A 19,819-nucleotide genomic window follows, 5' to 3' on the forward strand; every position below is an offset into this window, starting at 1 on the left:
ATTTTTTATCTTTCTGCCTGCAAAGGTACTAATTTTATTGGAAAAATACATCTTATATAAAAAATAATATGTAATTTTGCCAAAGCTTATGAATCATTTTATGAGAAGAGTATTTTTATCAGTTGTTTTACTTGCTTTCCTCTTGTCGTTGTCTGTGCCCTACGGCTGCACCAACAAAAAGCCAGAACCGACGGACTCTATACAGTCTGACAGTGCTGCCACGGACACGGCGGGTGAGGATTCTACGGAGAATCTTATATCGCAGACACCGATGCCGAAGACAGCTGATGAGTTGTTCGACGACTTTGTTTTTAACTTTGCGGCCAACCGCAAGTTGCAACTCAAGCGCATTGTCTTCCCCCTGCCCGTGTATCGCAATGGCAAACTGGAGAAAAAGATAGAGAAGGGACATTGGCGCATGGAGCATTTCTTCATGCACCAAGACTATTATACGCTGATTTTGGACAATGAGAAACAGGTGAGACTCGCCAAGGACACGACGGTCGACCACGTGGTGGTGGAGAAAATCTTCTTCCATCTCAAGACCGTGCAGCAGTTTCTCTTCAACCGCATACAAGGCAAGTGGATGCTCACGTCGGTCAATTATAAGCCGATGTATCAGAACGACAACGCCAGCTTCCTGAAGTTCTACCAGCACTTTGCCGTAGACTCTGCCTTCCAGATGCGGAGCATGGCCGACGAAGTGAAGTTCTCCGGCCCGGATCCCTCCAACGATCAGGCGACGATGACGGGCATCATCATGCCGCAGCAGTGGCCTGACTTCAAGCCCGGCATCCTGCCCAGTGGCACGATCTACAACATTATATATGGTCAGACCTACAAGGAGACCAACTACAAGGTGTTTATGATCCGTGGTATTGCCAACAGCAATGAGGTGGTATATGTCTTCCGCCGGTTTGGCAAGCGATGGAAACTCGTCAAGTTCAGCTGCTAAAGCCTGCGACGAGGAGTAGTACTTTATTATAGATAGAAACGAGACGACGGCAATGAAAATACAGCAACACTATTCTTTGCTCCATCACAACACGTTTGGGATGGATCAGCAGTGCGATGAGTATCTTGAGTTCACCTCTACGGCTGATGCCGTGGCGGCGTCAGCCTATATCCGCGAGCATGCTGATCGCCCTTTGCTGATCTTGGGCGGTGGCAGCAATCTGCTGCTCACCCATGACTTCCAAGGGATTGTGGTCAGTCCGGAGCAGCGCTTCGAGGTGCATGCTGAGGCTGATGGTAAAGGCAATACGCTACTGCGCTGTTGGGCTGGATGCACGTTCGACGCTGTGGTGGCCTATGCTGTGGCGCATCAGATGTACGGACTGGAGAACCTCAGTCTCATCCCCGGACAGTGCGGTGCTTCCGCCGTGCAGAACATTGGTGCCTACGGTGCTGAGGCCAAGGACACGCTGACGAGTGTGGAAGCCGTGGAGATCGCCACCGGCCGACAGGTGACGATTCCCGCCGAAGACTGTGAGTATGCCTATCGCCAGAGCCGCTTCAAGCATGAGTGGCGCGACAAATATCTGATCACATGGGTTGTCTATCGGCTCTCTTCCGTGTTCAGCCCTCGGCTGGACTACGGCAATATCCGTCGTGTATTGGAAGAGGATCATATCGCTGTCGACACGCTGACGGCACAACAGCTCCGCGATGCCATCATCCGCATCCGTCAGGCCAAACTTCCCGATCCCGTCGTGCTGGGCAATGGCGGCAGTTTCTTCATGAATCCCATTGTCGACGTAGCCACCTTTGAACGCTTGAAAGCTGAGCACCCCGACCTCCGCTACTTCGACGCGCCCGACGAGCAGCAGGGCAGCGAAAAACACTATAAGATACCGGCGGGCTGGCTTATCGACCAGTGTGGTTGGAAAGGCAAGCAACTCGGACGTGCCGGCGTGTATGAAAAGCAGGCACTGGTGCTTGTCAACTTAGGCGGTGCTACGGGCAAGGATGTCGTTGCGCTGATGCATGCCATTCAGGCTGACGTCAGAGAGAAATTCGGCTTGGAGCTGAAACCGGAAGTAAACATTCGATAGGAGAGAGCGGGGTAAAGGATATATGGCAAAGATGCAGTTGACCTTTTTGGGTACCGGTACATCCAACGGCGTGCCGGTGATAGGATGTCATTGTGCGGTTTGCGACAGTAAGGACCCGCGCGACCACCGCTTGCGTACGGCAGCATTGTTGGAGACAGCGTCCACGCGCATCCTGATCGACTGCGGTCCTGACATCCGGCAGCAGCTGATGCCACAGCCATTTCGCAAGATCGACGCCGTGCTGCTTACCCATGCCCACTACGATCATGTGGGCGGTTTGGACGATCTGCGTCCCTTTTGCCTTTTGGGCGACATCCCCATGTATGGCAATGAGCCCTGTGTGAAGGCCGTCAGACACAATTTTCCCTATTGTTTCGCGGAGCATCTCTATCCTGGTGTGCCGAAGATAGAGCTTCATACGCTTCGCAAGGACGAACCTTTGCGGGTGGGCGACATCGACGTGTTGCCTATCGAAGTGATGCACGACAAGTTGCCAGTGTTGGGCTATCGCTTTGGTCCGCTGGCCTATATCACAGACATGAAGGACATCGACGACGGTCAGCTGGCCCTTTTAGAGGGTGTGGACACGCTCGTCGTCAACGGTCTCAGATGGGAAAAACCCCACCACAGCCACCAGCTCATTCCCGACGCGGTCGCCATGGGACAGAAGTTAAGCGCGCGCCGTACCTATATCATTCATGTCACCCACGACGTGGGACTCTATGATCAGGCCAACGCAAGATTGCCGGAAGGCTGCTTGTTTCCGTACGATGGTATGAAGATAGAGGTGTAGGAAGAAATATTACTATGCTAGGGTTAGGGCGGGGATGAACCCCGCCCCTACGGTCTCACCGTGTCATTAACAGGGGCATACCACTAAGACGATATGAATGCCATTCACCGTGTCATTAACAGGGTCATACCACTAAAACGATATGAATGCCATTCACCGTAGGGGCGGGGTTTATCCCCGCCCTAACCCCGCAAAACATATAATTGGGTCGGTATCGTCACCAGTCTTGGAATTTGGGTGCCCCAATGACGAAAACAAGAGATAGAGGTGTAGAAAGAAATATTACTATGCCGGGGTTAGGGTGTGGATGCCCCCCGCCCCTACGGTCTCACTGTGCCATTACGTACTTGACTTACGGGCAAAAAAAAAGGAGTACCGCTGTACTCCAACCTTGTTAACCTTAAATCTAATACTATGAAAAACACGATGCAAAGTTACGAATGTTCCTTGAATTTTGTTCCTTTTCCACCTGTAAATGATAATATAATAACCTTTATTAACAAGATTGGGCTTGCATTTTAGTATTCTGAACAGTATTTGGCACAGTTACTCCTTTGCCGTCTACTTTTTGAATTTGCGGTAGAGCTTCCAGCCCAAGAGGAAAGCGTCGAGGAGTCCGGCACCCGTGTTGACGAGGCTGCCAATGCGCTTTGAAGGCGTGGCATCTCTCTTGAAACCCTCGGGCTTGCGGAACAGTGTCTGCCATTGTTGCTGGATCTTCTTGCGGTCCTGGTCGATCTGCTCTTTGAGGATGCTTCTGCGCATGGCGATCTCTTCCAGGCTGCGGTAAGTGGTAAAGTCTGTGTTATGGTTGTTCATGATTTAATTGCTTAATAAGATGGACGCGAGGAAATGGACCAGCGGGCGCTCAATCCATCTCTTTCTGAAAATAAGGAAGAGCAAGAGTATCACCAAATAGATGCCCGCAATGATGAGAAAGGCACCTACTGAGCCTACGAGCGGGGTAAGCGCAAAGGCTGCCGCGAAACTGAGGTAGATGAGAATCAGCATCAGTATCAAGGACAGAATGGCGGTCATCGCCACCACGGTGAGCACCCTGACGGTCTTCTCAACTACTTCCAGCTTCACATTCTCCCCCTGCAGACTGGCATAGTGCTTCACACTCTCTACCAGTTGGGCGATGGTCTCTATGTTTTGATCGTTGGAAAACATGTGGAAGTCTTGATGAAAGAAACCTTGGCGAGGCTCGTGCGACGCATTGTCTTGCTTGCGCTGGCCTCGCCGGGTTAGAAACGGAATTTTCAATTTACTCCTTATTATAATAGTGTTCGTCCATTGTGCATGGGCTGTCTGTGGTTTGAAGCGACCTTGCAGCCTATGCGTTTGTGCTGTCTACGGCGTCTTTGATGTCGTCTACCAGATCGTCAGCATCTTTGCGAGCAAGCTTGATGTCGTGTTTCTTGCAGAAATCATCAACAGCGTCGGAGATCTTCGTGCGGGTGTCGGCACCCTTTTCCGGAGCGAGCAGTAACCCCAAGGCAGCACCGGCGATGGCACCGCCCAAGAAAGCTGAGATATAACCTAATGTCTTCATAAACTTAGTGTTTTGTGGTTTTGAATTTATCTATTGCAAATATATGATTTTTTTTCCGTAATGACATGCTTTGTGGATATATTTTTTGTTAAATACTCTCTGATTCACTGATTTAACAAACTTTATGTGCACGAAAAGGACGCTTTCGTAATTAATTTAGTAATTTCGCAAAATAAAAAGTAGAATACCCTTAGACACAAAGAGTGAGAATATCAACAGAACATTAATATTAAAATCAAATAGAAGATAATGAGAAAATATGTGTTATTAAGCACAGCACTGTGCCTTGCTTTCGCTTTTACCAGTTGTGGAACAAAAGAAGATGCCTATAAAAAGGCTTACGAAAAGGCCAAGGCTCAGGAAGAGCAGCAGAATCAGCAGAAGCCCGTGCAGGACGAGGCACCGGTGGTTACTCCCTTGGCAGAGAAGCCTGCTGATCAAACTACAGTAACAAACGTCAACAATGCCAACGTGCGCAGTGAGAACGTTACCGTTGTCAGCGGTAAGGGCTTGCAGGCCTACAGTGTCGTGGTGGGCTCTTTCTCTCTGAAGGCAAACGCCGAGGGACTGCAGAGCACGCTGAAGCAGGGCGGCTACGATGCTCAGATCGCTTATAACCCACAGGTGAACATGTACCGTGTCATCGCGTCTACCTCTGACGATAAGGCAAGTGCCGTACAGAGCCGTGATGCCATCCGCGGCAGCAAGTTCAATCCGAAGAGCGACGCTTGGTTGCTGTTTAAGAAATAATGTTTCAAATCAGATAGATACATTGGGAAGAATTCTTTCCATTGATTACGGCAAGCGCCGTACGGGGCTTGCCGTCACTGATCCTTTGCAGATTATTGCCAATGGGCTGGCTACGGTAGAGACAAGAAACCTCATGGATTTCCTGAAGAAATATCTTGCTCAGGAAAGCGTGGAGAAAATTGTTATCGGCAAACCTACCCAGCCCAATGGCACTCCGTCTGAGAATCTGGCTCGTGTGGAGGCGTTTGTAAAGCGGTGGCAGAAGGAGATGCCATCGGTACCTATTGTCTACTACGACGAGCGCTTCACCTCGGTGCTGGCACATCGCGCTATCATCGAGGGTGGGGTGAAAAAGAAAACAAGGCGTGAGAACAAAGGACTCGTGGATGAGGTGAGTGCCACCATCATCCTGCAAGATTTTATGAATTCACAGAGAAGAATATGATATTACCCATTTATACTTATGGACAACCTGTACTCCGCAAGGTGGCTCAGGATGTAGACCCCAGCGATGCCTCGCTGCCGCAGTTGATCAGTGACATGTATGAGACGCTCGACAATGCGGGTGGCGTGGGACTTGCTGCTCCTCAGATAGGGAAGTCCATCCGTGTGGTCGTCATCGACCTCGACGTCTTGAAAGACGAATTTCCCGAGTACAAGGGTTTCCGCCATGTCTTTGTCAATCCTCATATCATCGAGGCGGATGATAAAGAGAAGGAGACGCTCGAGGAAGGCTGCCTGTCGATACCGGGGTTGAGCGAAAACGTGACACGTCCGAAACGTATCCATGTCACGTATCTCGACGATGACTTTCAGCCTCACGACGAGTGGGTCGATGGTTATCTGGCCCGCGTCATGCAGCATGAGTTTGACCATCTCGAAGGTGTGATGTATGTCGACAGGGTGTCGCCACTGCGCAAACAGCTCATCCGCAACAAGCTCCGCGGCATCATGCAGGGCAAGTTCCGCTGCGGCTATCGTGTGAAGACGATTCACAAGAAGTAGAGAAGAGGTAGGGCATAACGTATTTCAGGATCTCAGGTATTAAGGTGAACAAGGGCAGATTGTTTCTTCTGATGCTGGCGTGGCTTTTCGTGACTCATGCCCATGCGCAATATAATGTGGACCGTCTCATCACCGCTGGTGAGGTGGCTCTGCACTACGAGGACTATGTGTTGTCGATACAGTATTTCAACAAGGCTTTGTCTTTGAAGCCTTATCTGTGGCTGCCGTGGTACGACCGCGCTGCCGCTAAATACTCGCTCGACGACTATGTAGGTGCCGAAGAAGACGCGTCCCATGCCATTGACCTTAACCCTTATATCGAACAGATCTTTGATCTTCGTGCCATGTCGCGTATCCGCCAGCAGAAATATGCTGACGCGATCACGGACTACGACAGGGCCATCCATCTCAATCCCTCGGTGACCAGCTTCTGGACCAACAGAGCTATCTGCCGGCTGAACGTCAAGGACTATGACCATGCCTTGGAGGATGCTGACACGATCATCGCACGGTGGTCAAAGACGGCGACGGCTTATTCCTTGAAAGCCGAAATCTATCTGGAGAAAAAGGATACGATGCAGGCCGACCATTGGTTGGCACGCAGTCTCACCATTGACCCGTTTAATGTCGATGCGTGGGCAACGCGCTCGGCCATCGCCCTCAACCGTAAGCATTGGGCCGTCGCTGACTCCTGCCTGAGCAAGCTGATCTATCTGCGGCCGAAAGTCGTTCACAACTACGTCAACCGTGCGCTGGTAAGGCTCAACCTTAACAACCTGCGCGGAGCTATGGCGGACTATGACATGGCCATCGACTTGGATCCCAACAACTTCCTGGCTCACTACAATCGTGGCTTGCTGCGCTTGCAGCTCGGTGACGACAACCGTGCGCTGAAAGACTTCGACTTTGTGGTGAGGATGGAGCCACAGAACTTCATGGCTATCTACAACCGTGCCTTGCTCAACGACAAGCTCGGTAATCTGAGGGCGGCCATCCGCGACTATTCTGCTGTCATCAGTCAGTTCCCCAATTTCTGGACGGGTCTGTCGCAGCGTGCGCAATGCTATCGCAAACTGGGTATGACCGCAAAGGCCGAGCTCGATGAGTTCCGCATCTTCAAGGCCCAGATGGATAAGCATGTGGGCATCCAGCAGCGGTGGAGCCGCAAGAAGCTGAGAGAGGTACGCAAGCGGTCTGAGATCGACATCAGTAAATATAACGACATCGTCGTGGAGGATCAGCCGCAGACCGTCGAGCACGAATACAAGAGCGACATCCGTGGCGCCATCCAGAACAATGCAGTCGAGGTGACCATGCTGCCATCCTATCGCCTGTCGTATTTCAATTTTGTCAACACGGTCAACGGTAGTAAGGCTTTCGACACCACCTTGGAGCAGTTCAACAATAAGATGCAGCCGCTCAAGCGACTCTATCTGACTTGCAACCAAAGCAAGAAGATGGACGACGTGAGCTCCAAGCAGATCTTCCAACTCGTCGACAACCTTTCGGAGGGTATCAAGGAAGAGAAGGATCCACATCAGCGTGCCGCACTGCTCTTGCAGCGAGCCGTGGCATACGCTGAACTGCAGAACTACAGCGATGCGCTGTCTGATCTCGACGACTATGTGGCCATGGAGAAGCAAAGCGTGCTCGGACGTTCTGAACGGGCTCTCTGTCAGCTGATGCTCAATGACTATGAGGCTTCAAAGGGGCAGAACGTCAGCATGAAGACTTCACAGGTGGAGGGCGACTATGCCGAGGCGATCCAGCTGGCTCCAAAGAATGCTTACCTCTACTATAACCGTGGTAACTTCTATGCAGGTCAGAAGAACTACGCCCATGCCATCGATGACTACACGCGTGCGCTGCAAATAGATTCGCGTCTGGCTGAGGCTTATTACAACCGTGGACTGGCCTATTACTATAGCGGCAACCTGCACATGGCTCAGCAAGACCTCAGTAAGGCTGGTGAGCTGGGACTCTATCATGCCTATGCGCTCAGCAAGCAACTTGGCGAGCATAAGCCCAGCGCGAAGCGAAACACGGAGAAAAGCAAGCGCCGATGATGGTGCTTGCTGTAAGTATACGTTAGAAAAAGTTTTATAGATTCACTCCTATACAAAGGTTTATCATGGAATTTATGTCACAGGAAGGCTACGATGAACTCGTTGCCGAACTCAACCATATGATCAAGGTGGAGTTGCCCAAGGCGATCGATGCCGTGTCTGAGGCACGTGACAAGGGCGACTTGAGCGAGAACTTCGAGTATCGTGCGGCGAAGCGCGAGCATTCCCGCCTGCTTGGGCGTATCCGCTTTAAGCAGAATGTGTTGGCCCATGCCCGTGTGCTCGAGGCTGACCGGGTAAATGCCGACAGCGTGCAGTTGCTCTGCAAAGTGGAGATCACGGACTTGACCCACGACCGCAAGCTTTGCTACACGTTGGCCAGTCCTCATGAGGCCAACCTGCGGGAAGGCAAGATCTCTATCAAGTCGCCGATTGCACAGGCTTTGCTCAACAGGCGGGTAGGGGATGTCGTGAATGTAAAAGTGCCAGCCGGTATCCTGCAGCTGCGGATCGAGTCCATCAGTCTTTAATCAAGGTTGCTATATATAATTAATAAGGAGTATATATATAATTAAGGAGTATATATCAATAAGGAGTATCGAATCATGGCAGATAATTTCTTGGAGCGTCATCGCGAGGAATACGAGCGGCGGAAGCAGCGCTGGCTGCTTCGCAAGAAGTTGCATCTTCATTCGGGAAAGAAAGGTACGCCTCGTTCTGGCGTTGACAAGCCGGATGATGAGGCGCTGTGATGATTAAAAACGGTCTTAGTTAGATTATGTAGATTAAGCAATTCATAGTAGATGGATAATTGAACAAGACCAGAGATACATATGGCAGGATTTAATGAGAACACGCGAGTTAAGTTTCCGGCACTGATGCACCTTACGCGCATCGGCTATACTTATCATGCGTTAAAGGAGTTAGCCCTTGACCCGGAGACAAATATTGCCAAGGATATTTTCTATAGACAGATTAAAATATTCAATCTTCAGTTGACAGAAGAGTCCACCAACCTACTGCTCGGCGAAATACGTAATAAGCTGAACAATGAAGATTTGGGCCGTGAGTTCTACAGGATAATCTCATCTAATAGCGGTACTAAGTTTAGCAACTGGCAAGTCTGAAATTCAACGAGGATGTAAAAGGCTAATAGAAATGGAAAACGAGATACAGTTTTTGCTTTACAGCATGCCCGACGAGCAGGGCAAGGTACAAGTCATTGTAAAGGATGGTACAATATGGTGTACCCAGAAGGCTATGGCGCAGCTCTTTGGGGTGGATAGGTCTGTCATTACCAAGCACTTGAAAAACATCTTCGACTCAGGAGAGCTAAGGCAAGAATCAGTATGTGCAAAAAATGCACTAACTGCCGCTGATGGGAAAAAATATCAAACAACACTCTATAATCTTGATGCTATTATCTCAGTCGGTTATCGTGTTAATTCCATCAGAGCCACGAAGTTCCGCCAGTGGGCAACGTCGGTGTTGAAGGAATACATCACAAAGGGGTTTGCACTTGATGATGAGCGACTCAAGCAGGGTACTGCCGTGTTCGGTAAAGACTATTTCCGCGAACTCCTTGAGCGCGTCCGTTCCATTCGTGCAAGTGAGCGCCGTATATGGCAGCAGATTACTGACATTTATGCGGAGTGCAGCACCGACTACGATAAGAGCTCTCCAACGACCCGTGATTTCTATGCTATGATTCAAAATCGTTTCCATTATGCCATCACTGGCATGACGGCAGCCGAAATCATATACACGCGGGCGGATCATACAAAAGACCACATGGGGTTAACAACATGGAAGCATGCACCCGATGGTAGGGTCTTGAAGTCAGATGTCAGTATTGCCAAAAACTACTTGCAACCGGAACAGATCAAACGTTTGGAGCGTGCTGTGACAGGCTTCTTCGACTACATAGAGGATCTCATAGAACGTGAGAATACATTCACGATGGATCAGTTCTCAGCCAGTGTCAACAAGTTCTTGGAATTCCGAAACTATCACATCTTGCCTGACAAGGGAAAGATTTCTGCGGCAGAGGCTAAAGCCAAAGCAGAACAAGAATACGATATCTTCAACAAGACACAACGTATTGACTCTGACTTCGATAAGGAAGTGAGGGGATTGCTGGGTAAGGAATAAAGAAGAAACATCGACTTGAGAAGTATGAAAATAAAAGATATTGTAACTCTTGTGTCAAAATCAATAACTCCTCAAACAGGTGTAATATACAACCTGTATAGTCTTCCCTCATTTGATGAGGGTAAGACTTTTGAGGTCTTGGACGGAGTTGACATACAAAGCAATAAGTATGAAGTTCCTGACAAGTGTATTTTGTTCAACAAACTAAATGTCCGTTTCAGCCTCTAATATCATCTATCGTCACAAAAGGTATATCTCCTCCGAAATTATCCTCATCTGCGCATGAAGGAGTCTTGCCTGTTATGATGTTATTTTCTATATCTCCAATCTTTTTGGCATCTACCCATTGCGATATCTCACGCTTCAGTTTTTCATTCCACACCATTTTCCCACCACTACTTTTATACGGCTTGCCTTTCTCATTTGGGAAGTTGAACTGCACAAACCAGTAATCGTAGAGCTGACGTGCCATCGCCTCTAAATTATCATTTATCTGACGATTGAGTGCTATCTTAGAATCTATGTCATAGAGGAACTGACCAATTTTGGTCTGTTCCTCTAATGATGGAATCCATACTGTACAGTCCTTAATCTTATCAGAGAATGGTAGTCACCGCGCTGGTCAAGGAAATCATTGCTCATAGATGTTGCTTGTTACGTTTGTTGCTTTTGTAGTCACATGCTTTTGTAGTCACCTGAGCCCGATGTGCACATGAGAGCTCATAAGCGTATATAAAAGGTTAGCTCAGCTCCAGTCCCAGTGAGACTCTTAGCTTCTCAAATGCGGGATTTTCCTTTCTCAGGTTGTCAAAGACTTCACGCTTGGTGAAGACTTTCTTGGCGGTGGCTGTGTCGGCGAGACGTAGTGTCAGCTGGATATTGTCGTTGTGGAGCGTCACTTGCATCGTACGGCAGATCTTCCGTTTGATCTCGTTGAGCTGGCTGAGGAAGATCTCGTTGTCGATGACCGCCTCGATGTTGGGGTAGTCCGTGATGTGGGGTGTGATGTTTTTCAGTCTGGATGCCAGTCCTACGAACTTCTGCGGCATGCGGTTGCACATCTGCACCCACTGCAAGGCGAGCTCCTCATCCGTGAATCGCTTTGCCGTTTCCTCTTCGTTTGTTTTTTCCGGTGTATCGAGCGGTGAAGCCTCTTCCTTTTTCTTTTCAGGGTGTAGCATCGACTGAAAAGTCATGCCGATGCTGCTCAACTTCAGATGAGGTCCTTTAACCATTGTGGGTTGCTGTGTGGACGCGGCAATGGGCTGTCCTGCATTTGCTGTGGCTATGGTGGCGTCGGCAGCTGCTGATTGCTTTGTTGTCGTAGGGGCGTCAGAAGCCGCGCCGACATGTGCTGTCGGCTTACGGTTGGTCTTCACCGACCCGGTTACCTGCGGGACCGTATTGGCCGGTGATTTCGTGATATGCTTAAACAGGTTTTTCAACATCTTGGGGCTGCGCCCCGCGCCGTCGCTGTCGTCGTCGGGCTGTGTGATCTGTGCCACACGGATCAGCGTCAGCTCCACGAGCAGCCGTTTGTTGCTGCTTTGCCGGTAGTTGATGTCGCACTCGTTGAGTATGCGCAGCGCACGATAGAGGAAAGGAGTGGGGCACTTGGCCGCCTGTTCCTGAAAGCGTTTGCGCTGCTCGTCACTGGTCTCCAGCAGCGGCAGGGTCTGAGCGTCTTTGGCCATCATCACGTTGCGGATGTGGTTAGCAAGACCTTGCACGACACCTGATCCGTCAAAGCCTTTGGAGATGATCTGGTTGAGCAAGACCATGATGTCGCTGACCTTGTTCTCAAGAGACAAGTCGACCATGCGGAAATAATAGTCGCTGTCGAGGATGTTGAGATCCTCAATGACCCCTTTGTAGGTGATGTTGCCCTGACAGAAGCTCGCCACTTGGTCAAAGATGGACAATGCGTCTCTCATGCCTCCGTCGGCTTTTTCGGCGATAACCCCCAAAGCCTGTTCCTCATAGGTGATGCCCTCTTTCTCTGCCACCATCTTCAGATGGTTGACGATGCGCGGTACGGTCATGCGCTCAAAATCGTAGATCTGACAGCGCGAGAGAATGGTGGGCAGAATCTTATGTTTTTCGGTTGTTGCCAGGATAAACACCACGTGAGCGGGCGGTTCCTCCAGCGTCTTGAGGAAAGCATTGAAGGCAGCTTGTGAGAGCATGTGCACCTCGTCGATGATGAACACCTTATATTTACCATTCTGAGGGGGAATGAGCGTCTGCTCCATGAGTGTCTTGATGCTGTCGACAGAGTTGTTGGATGCCGCGTCGAGCTCGAAGATATTCATCGAGCGTCCCTCGTTAAACGCCTTGCAACTCTCGCATTGGTTGCAAGCCTCACCGTCCTCGGCGGGATTCTCGCAGTTGATCGCCTTGGCGAAGATGCGCGCGCATGTCGTCTTTCCTACGCCGCGTGGTCCACAGAAGAGATAGGCATGAGCGAGCTTTCCGCTTTTCACAGCGTTTTTAAGTGTTGTCGTCAACGCTTCCTGCCCCACGACAGAACTGAAAGTCATGGGTCGGTATTTGCGTGCGGAGACGATATAGTTACTCATATATAAATAATGTGTTGATTGTTGATGTGTATCGATTAAGATAATGCAAAGATACATTTATTTACGTGAAAGGCAAAACAAAACTTCGGTTTTATTTTGTATTTATCTGCGTTTGCAGTACCTTTGCAATTAAATTCTATTGAAATCGTTGTTGGATGAATACCAAACTGACTATGACGCTCCGTCTGTTGGCGCACTACAAATACTTGATCACCGTAGTGATCGGTGTTGCCATGGTGGGCTTTCTCGATGAGAACAGCCTGCTGATGCATGTGCGTCATCGGCTGAAGATCAGCGATCTCAACGATCAGATAGAAATGTATAACGAGAGAAACGAGGCTGCCACCCATGAGCTCCGTGAGTTGAGGCTGCATCCGAAGGCTATCGAGAAGATAGCCCGTGAGCGCTACTTCATGAAGGCCGACGACGAGGATATCTTCATCCTCAGTACGGATGCGCAGCGAATAGACAGCGATAAGATACAACAAGACAATGAACAACTCTATCAAACCAATCAGTAAAGCGCTCAGCATCCTGTTTATGGTCGGTGGTGCGTTGATGGTGATTAGTGCCGGATGCTTTGTGTTCTTCTGGCATCGTGCGCTCATGTGCTGGATCTTCCTGTTGGGAGCCGTGCTTTTCACGCTGGTGCAAGCCCAACAGAGTTATCAGGGCGACGATTTGGCATTGAAGCGTTTGAAGCGTATTCAGAGCATGGCCGGTCTCTGCTTTATCATTGGCGGCATGCTCATGGCTGATACTGCATACGGTTTCTTTCGGCCTTTGTTCCACAACTACATCGACTATGTGACGTATGTCTATAATAAATGGGTTGTCTTTTTATTGATCGGTGCAGTCATTGAAGTGTACACTGTGCACCGCATCGATTATTTGCTCTCCAAAAAAAATATAAAAGGTTAGCGCTTTCACTAAATAGCATTAATTTTCTTTTGTGCATCATAAATACATATTATCTTTGTGTTGCTTGAACGAAACGTCTATGAATAAAGTTTTATACTTCATGCTTGGCTTGTTGGCCTTAACATCTTGCGCCAATACATATAGTATCACCGGAACCACGAACGTCTCTACGCTCGATGGCCAGAAGCTATATCTCAAGGTGCTGAAAGATACGGCATTGAAGAATCTTGACTCGTGTGATGTCGTGCACGGTCAGTTCCATTTTGCGGGTTCGGTGGATTCTGTCAGAGTGGGCACCATTCTGCTTGATGAGAACAACGGACTGCCCGTCGTGTTGGAGAGTGGAGATATCCAAGTGAAAATAGATAACACCCAGGAAAGCGTCACCGGCACACCGCTCAACGACAAGCTCACAAAGTTCAGACAGAAGTTCACGCAGCTGATGAACCAAAGTGCCGAGCTCGTGCATGTCCATGACCAGGCTATCATGAACGGTAAGAACATGAATAGCGTCAACGCCAAGCTGGCTGCGGAAAACGACCGCATCAACCAGCGAATGGATAAACTGGTCACCAAGTTCGTGGAGGATAACTTCGACAACGTGCTGGGGCCGTATATCTTCATCAACACTTGCATGAACCGTTACAACGCTCCTATGCTCGACGCGTGGATTGAGGATATCATGAGCAAAGCCACAGAGAAGTTTAAAAACAACCCGATGGTCAAGGAATACTATGAGGCAGCTCAGCAGAATCAGAATATCATGAACGGTATGCAAAGTGCTCCCGCACAGTCACAACCTGAGCCTCAGGCCGCTCCGGCGGATGGTCCTACACCCAACGAGATGGCTCAGCCTGCCACAAACCAGCAGGAGGAACAAAGTTCGGAAGAGACTCCTGTCGAAGGCGAGTAGTCGACGGAGCGTGAGGAGGAAAATGATAGACACTATATAAATAATGAGAACAAAGATACAAGGCGGAACCATCGTCAACGAGGGACGCTCTTTCAAAGGGTCCCTCATCATCAACGATGACCGTATCGAAGACATTATAGAGAATGAGCAGACACCCCGTGGAGACTACGATAAAAGTGTAGACGCCACGGGGTGCTACGTTTTGCCTGGCGTCATCGATGAACATGTTCACTTCCGTGAGCCGGGTCTGACGCAGAAAGCCGATATAGAGAGCGAGTCTCGTGCTGCTGCTTTCGGTGGCGTGACCACCTTCTTTGATATGCCCAACTGCCAGCCTCAGACGACGACGTTGGAGGCCCTCGAAGACAAGTTCGCAAGGGCGGAGCAGACAAGCCATGTCAACTACAGTTTCTTCTTCGGTGCCACTAACAACAATGTAGGACTCTTCCGACAACTCGACCCCACACGCATCCCCGGCATCAAGCTTTTTATGGGTGCCTCTACGGGCAACATGCTTGTGGATCAGATGGATGCGCTGCATCAGATCTTTCAGGCTTGTGCCGACTTAGACCTGCCGTTGATGACCCATTGCGAGGACTCCGGCATCATCGCAAAGAACATGCAGCGTTTCAAACTCGTTTGTGGTGACGATCCCGATGTCCGTTTCCATTTTATCATCCGTGACGAGGAGGCCTGCTATCGCAGTACCGCGTTGGCCGTGCAGTTGGCTTTGCAGCATCACACGCGGTTGCATGTAGCCCATCTCACCACAGCCCGGGAGTTGCAACTCTTTGAGCCTTGCGAAGACAACTACTTGCCTCAGATCACCGCTGAGGCCGTCATCGCCCATCTTTGGTTCACCGCTGCCGACACGCTCAAGCTGGGAGCCCGCATCAAGTGCAATCCTTCCATCAAGATGCCGGCCGACCGCGTGGAGTTGCGCAAGGCACTGACCGATGGCCGTATCTCCACGATCGGCACCGACCACGCGCCCCATGAGTGGAGCAAGAAGCAAGGCGGATGTGTCCGCGCTGCTTCCGGCATGCCGATGTTGCAGTTTTCTTTGCCCGCCATGCTGCAATTGGTCAACGATGGTGTGCTGAGCATTGAGAAGCTCGTGACGCTCATGTGCCATCATCCCGCCATGCTCTTCTCTGTCAGCGACCGTGGCTTCCTGCGTAAAGGCTACAAAGCCGACATTGCCATCGTGAAGCCCGATAGTCCGTGGATCGTCACCTCAGACGTCATCCAGAGCAAGTGCGGCTGGTCGCCCATGGAAGGCCAGACCTTTGACTGGCAGGTGAAGCAGACCTTCTGCAACGGACGGCTCATCTACGACCAAGGGCAGTTTGATGAGAACAGCCGAGGCGAGGCTGTAAGATTCAGACAGAAATAATCATAGGAAGGAGGTTTGACGATGGTTCTTCATTACGATATTGACGAAGTTCGACCCTATATCAATTGGATCTACTTCGATCATGCCTGGAGTATGAGCGGAAAGAGTGAGGCCGACAAAGCCGGACTCTATGCCGACGCCAACGAGCTGCTCGACGCATGGCAAGGCAAGCATCAGACGCATGCCGTCTTTGAGTTGTTCGATGCCAACAGCGACGGCGATGACCTGCTGTTGGGTGACACACGCCTGCCGATGTTGCGTCAGCAACGTCCTTCAGCTCCCGGTCAGCCCAATCTCTGTCTTGCCGACTTTGTGCGTCCGCTTTCCCAGGGCAAAGCAGACAAGGTCGGCGTGTTTGCTACGACGGTTGATGAAGCAATGAACCACAGTCGCGACGAAGATGTCTATCGGCGTATGCTGGCCCAAGTACTTTCTGACCGACTCGCAGAGGGTACGGCTGAGCTGATGCACCTGCAAGTGAGGAAGACCTACTGGGGATATGCGCCGGACGAGAATCTCAGCATGAAGGACATTCACGCCGAGCACTATCAGGGCATACGCCCTGCTGTGGGTTATCCTTCTATGCCCGACACCAGTGTGAACTTTATTATCGACTCCCTCATAGACATGAAGCGTATCGGCATCCGGCTGACGGCCAGTGGTATGATGAATCCACACGCTTCAGTCTCCGGACTGATGTTTGCGCATCCCCAAGCACACTATTTCGATTTGGGAAAGATCGGTGAAGACCAGTTGCGGGACTATGCCCGTCGGCGTGGAGTACCCGTGGAACTGATGCGTCGTTTCCTCAGCATGAGTCTGATGAAGCGTTGACCAATACAAAGAAAGGTTATAGATGATATCGCGTATCTTCATTCCCATCTTACTTGCCATCGTGTTGCCCGATCTATATTTCGACCAGCACTATTGGCGCAGCCGCTATCACGGACGATGGTGGTTGCGGCTGCTATGGTGGCTGCCGGGAATGGTGATGTTTATCTATACGATTGCGCTGGTGTCGATTCGCGATTTCGTCCCTTCCGACCTTACGTGGGTCAACGTCTACATGTTCCTTGTGGGGCTGATTGTATGGCCGAAAGCCATCTTCGCCCTCTGTTCCGGTTTAGGCCTGCTTTGGAGCCGTTGGCGTCATCTCCGTGTCAATCTTGGCAATATAGTGGCGGTGGTACTCATCCTCATCAACTGGTACGTCCTTATCTATGGCTCCACGATAGGAACCAAAGAACTGGTTGTGCAGCGCAACGACCTCTATTTTACCAATCTTCCCGAGCACTTCGACGGCTACCGCATCGTGTTTTTCTCTGATGCTCATGTGGGCAGTTTCACTGGTGCGCGCCGTGCGCTGTTGCATCGCGACATCGACAGCATCAATGTCCAGCGTGCCGACCTCGTCGCTTTTGGCGGAGATTTGCAAAACATCCGTCCGCAGGAGATCGAGCCTGTCATGCCGCTGCTCAAGCAGCTAAAGGCTCGAGACGGTGTTGTCTCCGTGTTGGGTAATCACGACTACAGTGAGTATACCCACGACCGCCCCGATGTGGAGGCTGCCAACCGCCGACTTGTCATCGACCTGCAACGGCGCATGGGATGGAAACTGCTGCTTAACAGTCATTTTGTGCTTCATCGTGGCGGCGATTCCGTCGTGGTGGCTGGTGAGCAGAACTTTCGCAAGCCCGACAGCTGCGATTTTTCCCGCACGATGAATGGGGTGGGAGAGAAGGCCTTTGTCGTCATGCTTCAGCATGATCCGCGGGCTTGGGACGACCATATTGTACCCAGTCATCGTGTAGCCCTGACGCTTAGCGGACACACACACGGCGGACAGATAGCGTTCTTTGGCGTCAGTCCTGTCAAGCTGGTCTATGCCGAGGACGACGGACTCTATGAGCGAGAGGGCAGTACGATGTGTGTCTCGGCAGGCATCGGTGGCCTTGTCTTTTTCCGTTTTGGCGTACCTCCCGAAATCAATGTGATCACTTTGCACAGAATAAAACATTAACCCATAGAAAGAAGATCCCATAGCTATGAAAAAAATCTTATACTGTCTCTATGAACTTTGCGTCATACCTCTGTTTTTGATAGACACCATGATTACGGCACTGCTGACCATTCTCGGTTGTCTGGTGGGCAATGGTCATTTCTGGGGCTATTATCCCGGTAAGTGGTGGAGTCGTTTCACGATCCGCCTGCTTTTGTTGCCAGTCAAGGTGGAAGGCAGGGAACATCTCAAACCGGGGCAGTCCTATGTCTTCGTAGCCAATCACCAGGGAGCCTTCGACATCTTTCTCATCTATGGTTTCCTCAACCGCAACTTCAAGTGGATGATGAAACGCGGCATCGGCAAGATACCTTTTGTCGGTCCGGCTTGTAAATATTCCCATCAGATCTTTGTCGACAAGAGAGGTCCCTCGCATATCCGGGCGAGCTATGACCAGGCTCGGGAGGTGCTCAAGGAAGGTATGTCACTGATGGTCTTTCCTGAAGGCGCCCGCACGTTCACCGGTCACATGGGCGTTTTCCGCCGTGGTGCGTTTATGCTGGCTGACGAACTGCAGTTGCCGGTTTGTCCGCTGACGATCAACGGCTCGTTTGATGTCATGCCGCGTACACGCGACTGGCGTTGGGTACACTGGCATCCGTTGACGTTGACGATCCACGAGCCCATCATGCCCATCGGCAAGGGTCGTGAGAACATCGACTATCTCAAGGACAAGAGTTATGAGGCTGTGATGAGCGGACTGGTGCCCGAATATCAGGGCTATGTACGCAATGACGACCAATAACGCGGGACATATTTCGCCAATTTGTTGGCACTTTGCGTTTAATTTTATAATTTTGCAAAAACGGAAAATACATATCATCATGCATGAAAGTGACTCTATTGTAATCATTCCCACTTATAACGAGAAAGAGAATATCGAGAACATCATACGTGCCGTCTTCTCCTTGGAGAAGTGCTTTCACATCCTTGTCATCGACGACGGCAGTCCTGATGGCACGGCAGCCATTGTCCATGGATTGATCGACAACGAGTTTGGCGACCGTCTGTTCATCATCGAGCGGTCGGGCAAGCTTGGTCTGGGTACCGCCTACATCACCGGCTTTAAATGGGCTTTGCAGCGGAGCTATGAATATGTCTTTGAGATGGACGCCGACTTCAGCCATAATCCCAACGACTTGCCCCGTCTCTATGCTGCCTGCCACGACGAAGGCGGTGACGTTGCCGTGGGCTCGCGCTATGTCACGGGTGTCAACGTCGTCAACTGGCCGATGGGTCGCGTGCTGATGAGCTATTTTGCCTCTCGCTATGTCAACTTCATCACGGGCATCCCCATCCGCGACACCACCGCCGGTTTTGTGTGCTATCGCCGTCGCGTGCTGGAGACGATCAACCTCGACGACATCCGCTTCAAGGGCTACGCCTTCCAGATAGAGATGAAGTACACCGCCTATAAGATAGGATTTAAGATCAAGGAAGTCTCTGTTGTCTTTGTCAACCGTCGTGAGGGTACGAGCAAGATGAGTGGCGGCATCTTCAGCGAGGCACTCTTCGGTGTGATGCGTCTGCGTCTTGATGGTTGGTTTAAGAAATACCCTAAGATTAAAGGGTAGGTC

The 19,819-nt window shown here is 50.5% G+C and carries 23 protein-coding genes and 1 pseudogene; 19 read left to right on the top strand and 5 right to left on the bottom strand.

What is annotated here, in order from left to right:
* Nucleotides 1-100 precede the first annotated feature (100 nt).
* From FYJ73_RS05860 to FYJ73_RS05870, 3 genes are read left to right on the top strand one after another with little or no spacing between them, the layout of a single operon-like run.
* Complete coding sequence (locus FYJ73_RS05860) at nt 101-955, top strand: DUF4348 domain-containing protein (protein ID WP_206081706.1); 855 nt, start codon at nt 101-103, stop codon at nt 953-955.
* Nucleotides 956-1,007: 52 nt separating this feature from the next.
* Nucleotides 1,008-2,054, top strand: a complete 1,047-nt coding sequence (gene murB / locus FYJ73_RS05865; protein WP_154533776.1) for a UDP-N-acetylmuramate dehydrogenase — start codon at nt 1,008-1,010, stop codon at nt 2,052-2,054.
* Between the two features lie 31 nt (nt 2,055-2,085).
* Complete coding sequence (locus FYJ73_RS05870) at nt 2,086-2,847, top strand: MBL fold metallo-hydrolase (RefSeq protein ID WP_206081709.1); 762 nt, start codon at nt 2,086-2,088, stop codon at nt 2,845-2,847.
* Nucleotides 2,848-3,408: 561 nt separating this feature from the next.
* Here the strand turns inward: FYJ73_RS05870 and FYJ73_RS05875 are convergent.
* From FYJ73_RS05875 to FYJ73_RS05885, 3 genes are all read right to left on the bottom strand, one after another.
* Nucleotides 3,409-3,666, bottom strand: coding sequence for a hypothetical protein (locus tag FYJ73_RS05875; RefSeq protein ID WP_154533777.1), 258 nt, complete (start codon nt 3,664-3,666; stop codon nt 3,409-3,411).
* A gap of 3 nt (nt 3,667-3,669) precedes the next feature.
* Nucleotides 3,670-4,020, bottom strand: coding sequence for a phage holin family protein (locus tag FYJ73_RS05880; protein ID WP_154533778.1), 351 nt, complete (start codon nt 4,018-4,020; stop codon nt 3,670-3,672).
* Between the two features lie 163 nt (nt 4,021-4,183).
* A complete protein-coding gene (locus tag FYJ73_RS05885; RefSeq protein WP_154533779.1) occupies nt 4,184-4,402 on the bottom strand; it encodes a YtxH domain-containing protein in 219 nt (72 codons plus the stop codon).
* Nucleotides 4,403-4,651: 249 nt separating this feature from the next.
* On the opposite strand from FYJ73_RS05885, the gene FYJ73_RS05890 reads away from it, so the two are divergent.
* From FYJ73_RS05890 to FYJ73_RS05925, 8 genes are all read left to right on the top strand, one after another.
* Nucleotides 4,652-5,152 (top strand): SPOR domain-containing protein, encoded by a 501-nt coding sequence (locus FYJ73_RS05890; protein ID WP_154533780.1) that lies wholly within the window; start codon nt 4,652-4,654, stop codon nt 5,150-5,152.
* A gap of 22 nt (nt 5,153-5,174) precedes the next feature.
* Nucleotides 5,175-5,597 (top strand): Holliday junction resolvase RuvX, encoded by a 423-nt coding sequence (gene ruvX, locus FYJ73_RS05895; protein ID WP_206081707.1) that lies wholly within the window; start codon nt 5,175-5,177, stop codon nt 5,595-5,597.
* Complete coding sequence (def, locus tag FYJ73_RS05900) at nt 5,594-6,157, top strand: peptide deformylase (protein WP_154533782.1); 564 nt, start codon at nt 5,594-5,596, stop codon at nt 6,155-6,157. Before ruvX ends, def begins: the two co-directional genes overlap by 4 nt.
* Nucleotides 6,158-6,228: 71 nt before the next feature.
* Entirely contained in the window at nt 6,229-8,223 is a 1,995-nt protein-coding gene (locus FYJ73_RS05905) for a tetratricopeptide repeat protein (protein ID WP_154533807.1), read from the top strand.
* Nucleotides 8,224-8,288: 65 nt separating this feature from the next.
* On the top strand, nt 8,289-8,753 hold the full coding sequence (gene greA / locus FYJ73_RS05910; protein WP_154533783.1) for a transcription elongation factor GreA: 465 nt from the start codon (nt 8,289-8,291) through the stop codon (nt 8,751-8,753).
* Nucleotides 8,754-8,828: 75 nt separating this feature from the next.
* Nucleotides 8,829-8,975, top strand: a complete 147-nt coding sequence (locus FYJ73_RS05915; RefSeq protein WP_154533784.1) for a dehydrogenase — start codon at nt 8,829-8,831, stop codon at nt 8,973-8,975.
* 81 nt (nt 8,976-9,056) lie between these two features.
* Nucleotides 9,057-9,350, top strand: coding sequence for a hypothetical protein (locus tag FYJ73_RS05920; RefSeq protein WP_154533785.1), 294 nt, complete (start codon nt 9,057-9,059; stop codon nt 9,348-9,350).
* A 31-nt stretch (nt 9,351-9,381) separates the two neighbouring features.
* Nucleotides 9,382-10,374 (top strand): virulence RhuM family protein, encoded by a 993-nt coding sequence (locus FYJ73_RS05925; protein ID WP_154533786.1) that lies wholly within the window; start codon nt 9,382-9,384, stop codon nt 10,372-10,374.
* 345 nt (nt 10,375-10,719) lie between these two features.
* Here FYJ73_RS05925 and FYJ73_RS05930 read toward each other — a convergent pair.
* Together FYJ73_RS05930 and FYJ73_RS05935 are read right to left on the bottom strand one after the other, a co-directional pair.
* Nucleotides 10,720-10,972: pseudogene (locus FYJ73_RS05930) on the bottom strand (restriction endonuclease subunit S); the annotation flags it as partial.
* A gap of 142 nt (nt 10,973-11,114) precedes the next feature.
* Complete coding sequence (locus tag FYJ73_RS05935; protein ID WP_154533787.1) at nt 11,115-12,953, bottom strand: DNA polymerase III subunit gamma/tau; 1,839 nt, start codon at nt 12,951-12,953, stop codon at nt 11,115-11,117.
* Between the two features lie 155 nt (nt 12,954-13,108).
* Here FYJ73_RS05935 and FYJ73_RS05940 point away from each other — a divergent pair, with 155 nt between their 5' ends.
* The 8 genes from FYJ73_RS05940 to FYJ73_RS05975 all read left to right on the top strand — a co-directional run bounded on the left by FYJ73_RS05940 (nt 13,109) and on the right by FYJ73_RS05975 (nt 19,816).
* Nucleotides 13,109-13,474 (top strand): FtsB family cell division protein, encoded by a 366-nt coding sequence (locus FYJ73_RS05940; RefSeq protein ID WP_154533788.1) that lies wholly within the window; start codon nt 13,109-13,111, stop codon nt 13,472-13,474.
* On the top strand, nt 13,446-13,874 hold the full coding sequence (locus FYJ73_RS05945) for a hypothetical protein (RefSeq protein ID WP_154533789.1): 429 nt from the start codon (nt 13,446-13,448) through the stop codon (nt 13,872-13,874). Before FYJ73_RS05940 ends, FYJ73_RS05945 begins: the two co-directional genes overlap by 29 nt.
* Nucleotides 13,875-13,953: 79 nt before the next feature.
* The gene (locus FYJ73_RS05950) at nt 13,954-14,787 is read left to right on the top strand and encodes a DUF4369 domain-containing protein (RefSeq protein WP_154533790.1); all 834 of its coding nucleotides are present in this window, start codon (nt 13,954-13,956) and stop codon (nt 14,785-14,787) included.
* A 43-nt stretch (nt 14,788-14,830) separates the two neighbouring features.
* On the top strand, nt 14,831-16,183 hold the full coding sequence (locus FYJ73_RS05955; RefSeq protein WP_154533791.1) for a dihydroorotase: 1,353 nt from the start codon (nt 14,831-14,833) through the stop codon (nt 16,181-16,183).
* Nucleotides 16,184-16,204: 21 nt separating this feature from the next.
* Nucleotides 16,205-17,017 carry a vitamin B12 dependent-methionine synthase activation domain-containing protein gene (locus FYJ73_RS05960; protein ID WP_154533792.1) on the top strand — a complete coding sequence of 271 codons (813 nt, stop codon included), beginning with the start codon at nt 16,205-16,207 and terminating at the stop codon, nt 17,015-17,017.
* Between the two features lie 22 nt (nt 17,018-17,039).
* Nucleotides 17,040-18,203, top strand: coding sequence for a metallophosphoesterase (locus tag FYJ73_RS05965; protein WP_154533793.1), 1,164 nt, complete (start codon nt 17,040-17,042; stop codon nt 18,201-18,203).
* 25 nt (nt 18,204-18,228) lie between these two features.
* Complete coding sequence (locus tag FYJ73_RS05970) at nt 18,229-18,987, top strand: lysophospholipid acyltransferase family protein (protein WP_154533794.1); 759 nt, start codon at nt 18,229-18,231, stop codon at nt 18,985-18,987.
* A gap of 79 nt (nt 18,988-19,066) precedes the next feature.
* Complete coding sequence (locus tag FYJ73_RS05975; RefSeq protein WP_154533795.1) at nt 19,067-19,816, top strand: polyprenol monophosphomannose synthase; 750 nt, start codon at nt 19,067-19,069, stop codon at nt 19,814-19,816.
* Nucleotides 19,817-19,819 lie beyond the last annotated feature (3 nt).

The sequence above is a fragment of the Hallella mizrahii genome (assembly GCF_009695775.1).
GTDB classification, from domain to species: Bacteria; Bacteroidota; Bacteroidia; order Bacteroidales; family Bacteroidaceae; genus Prevotella; species Prevotella mizrahii.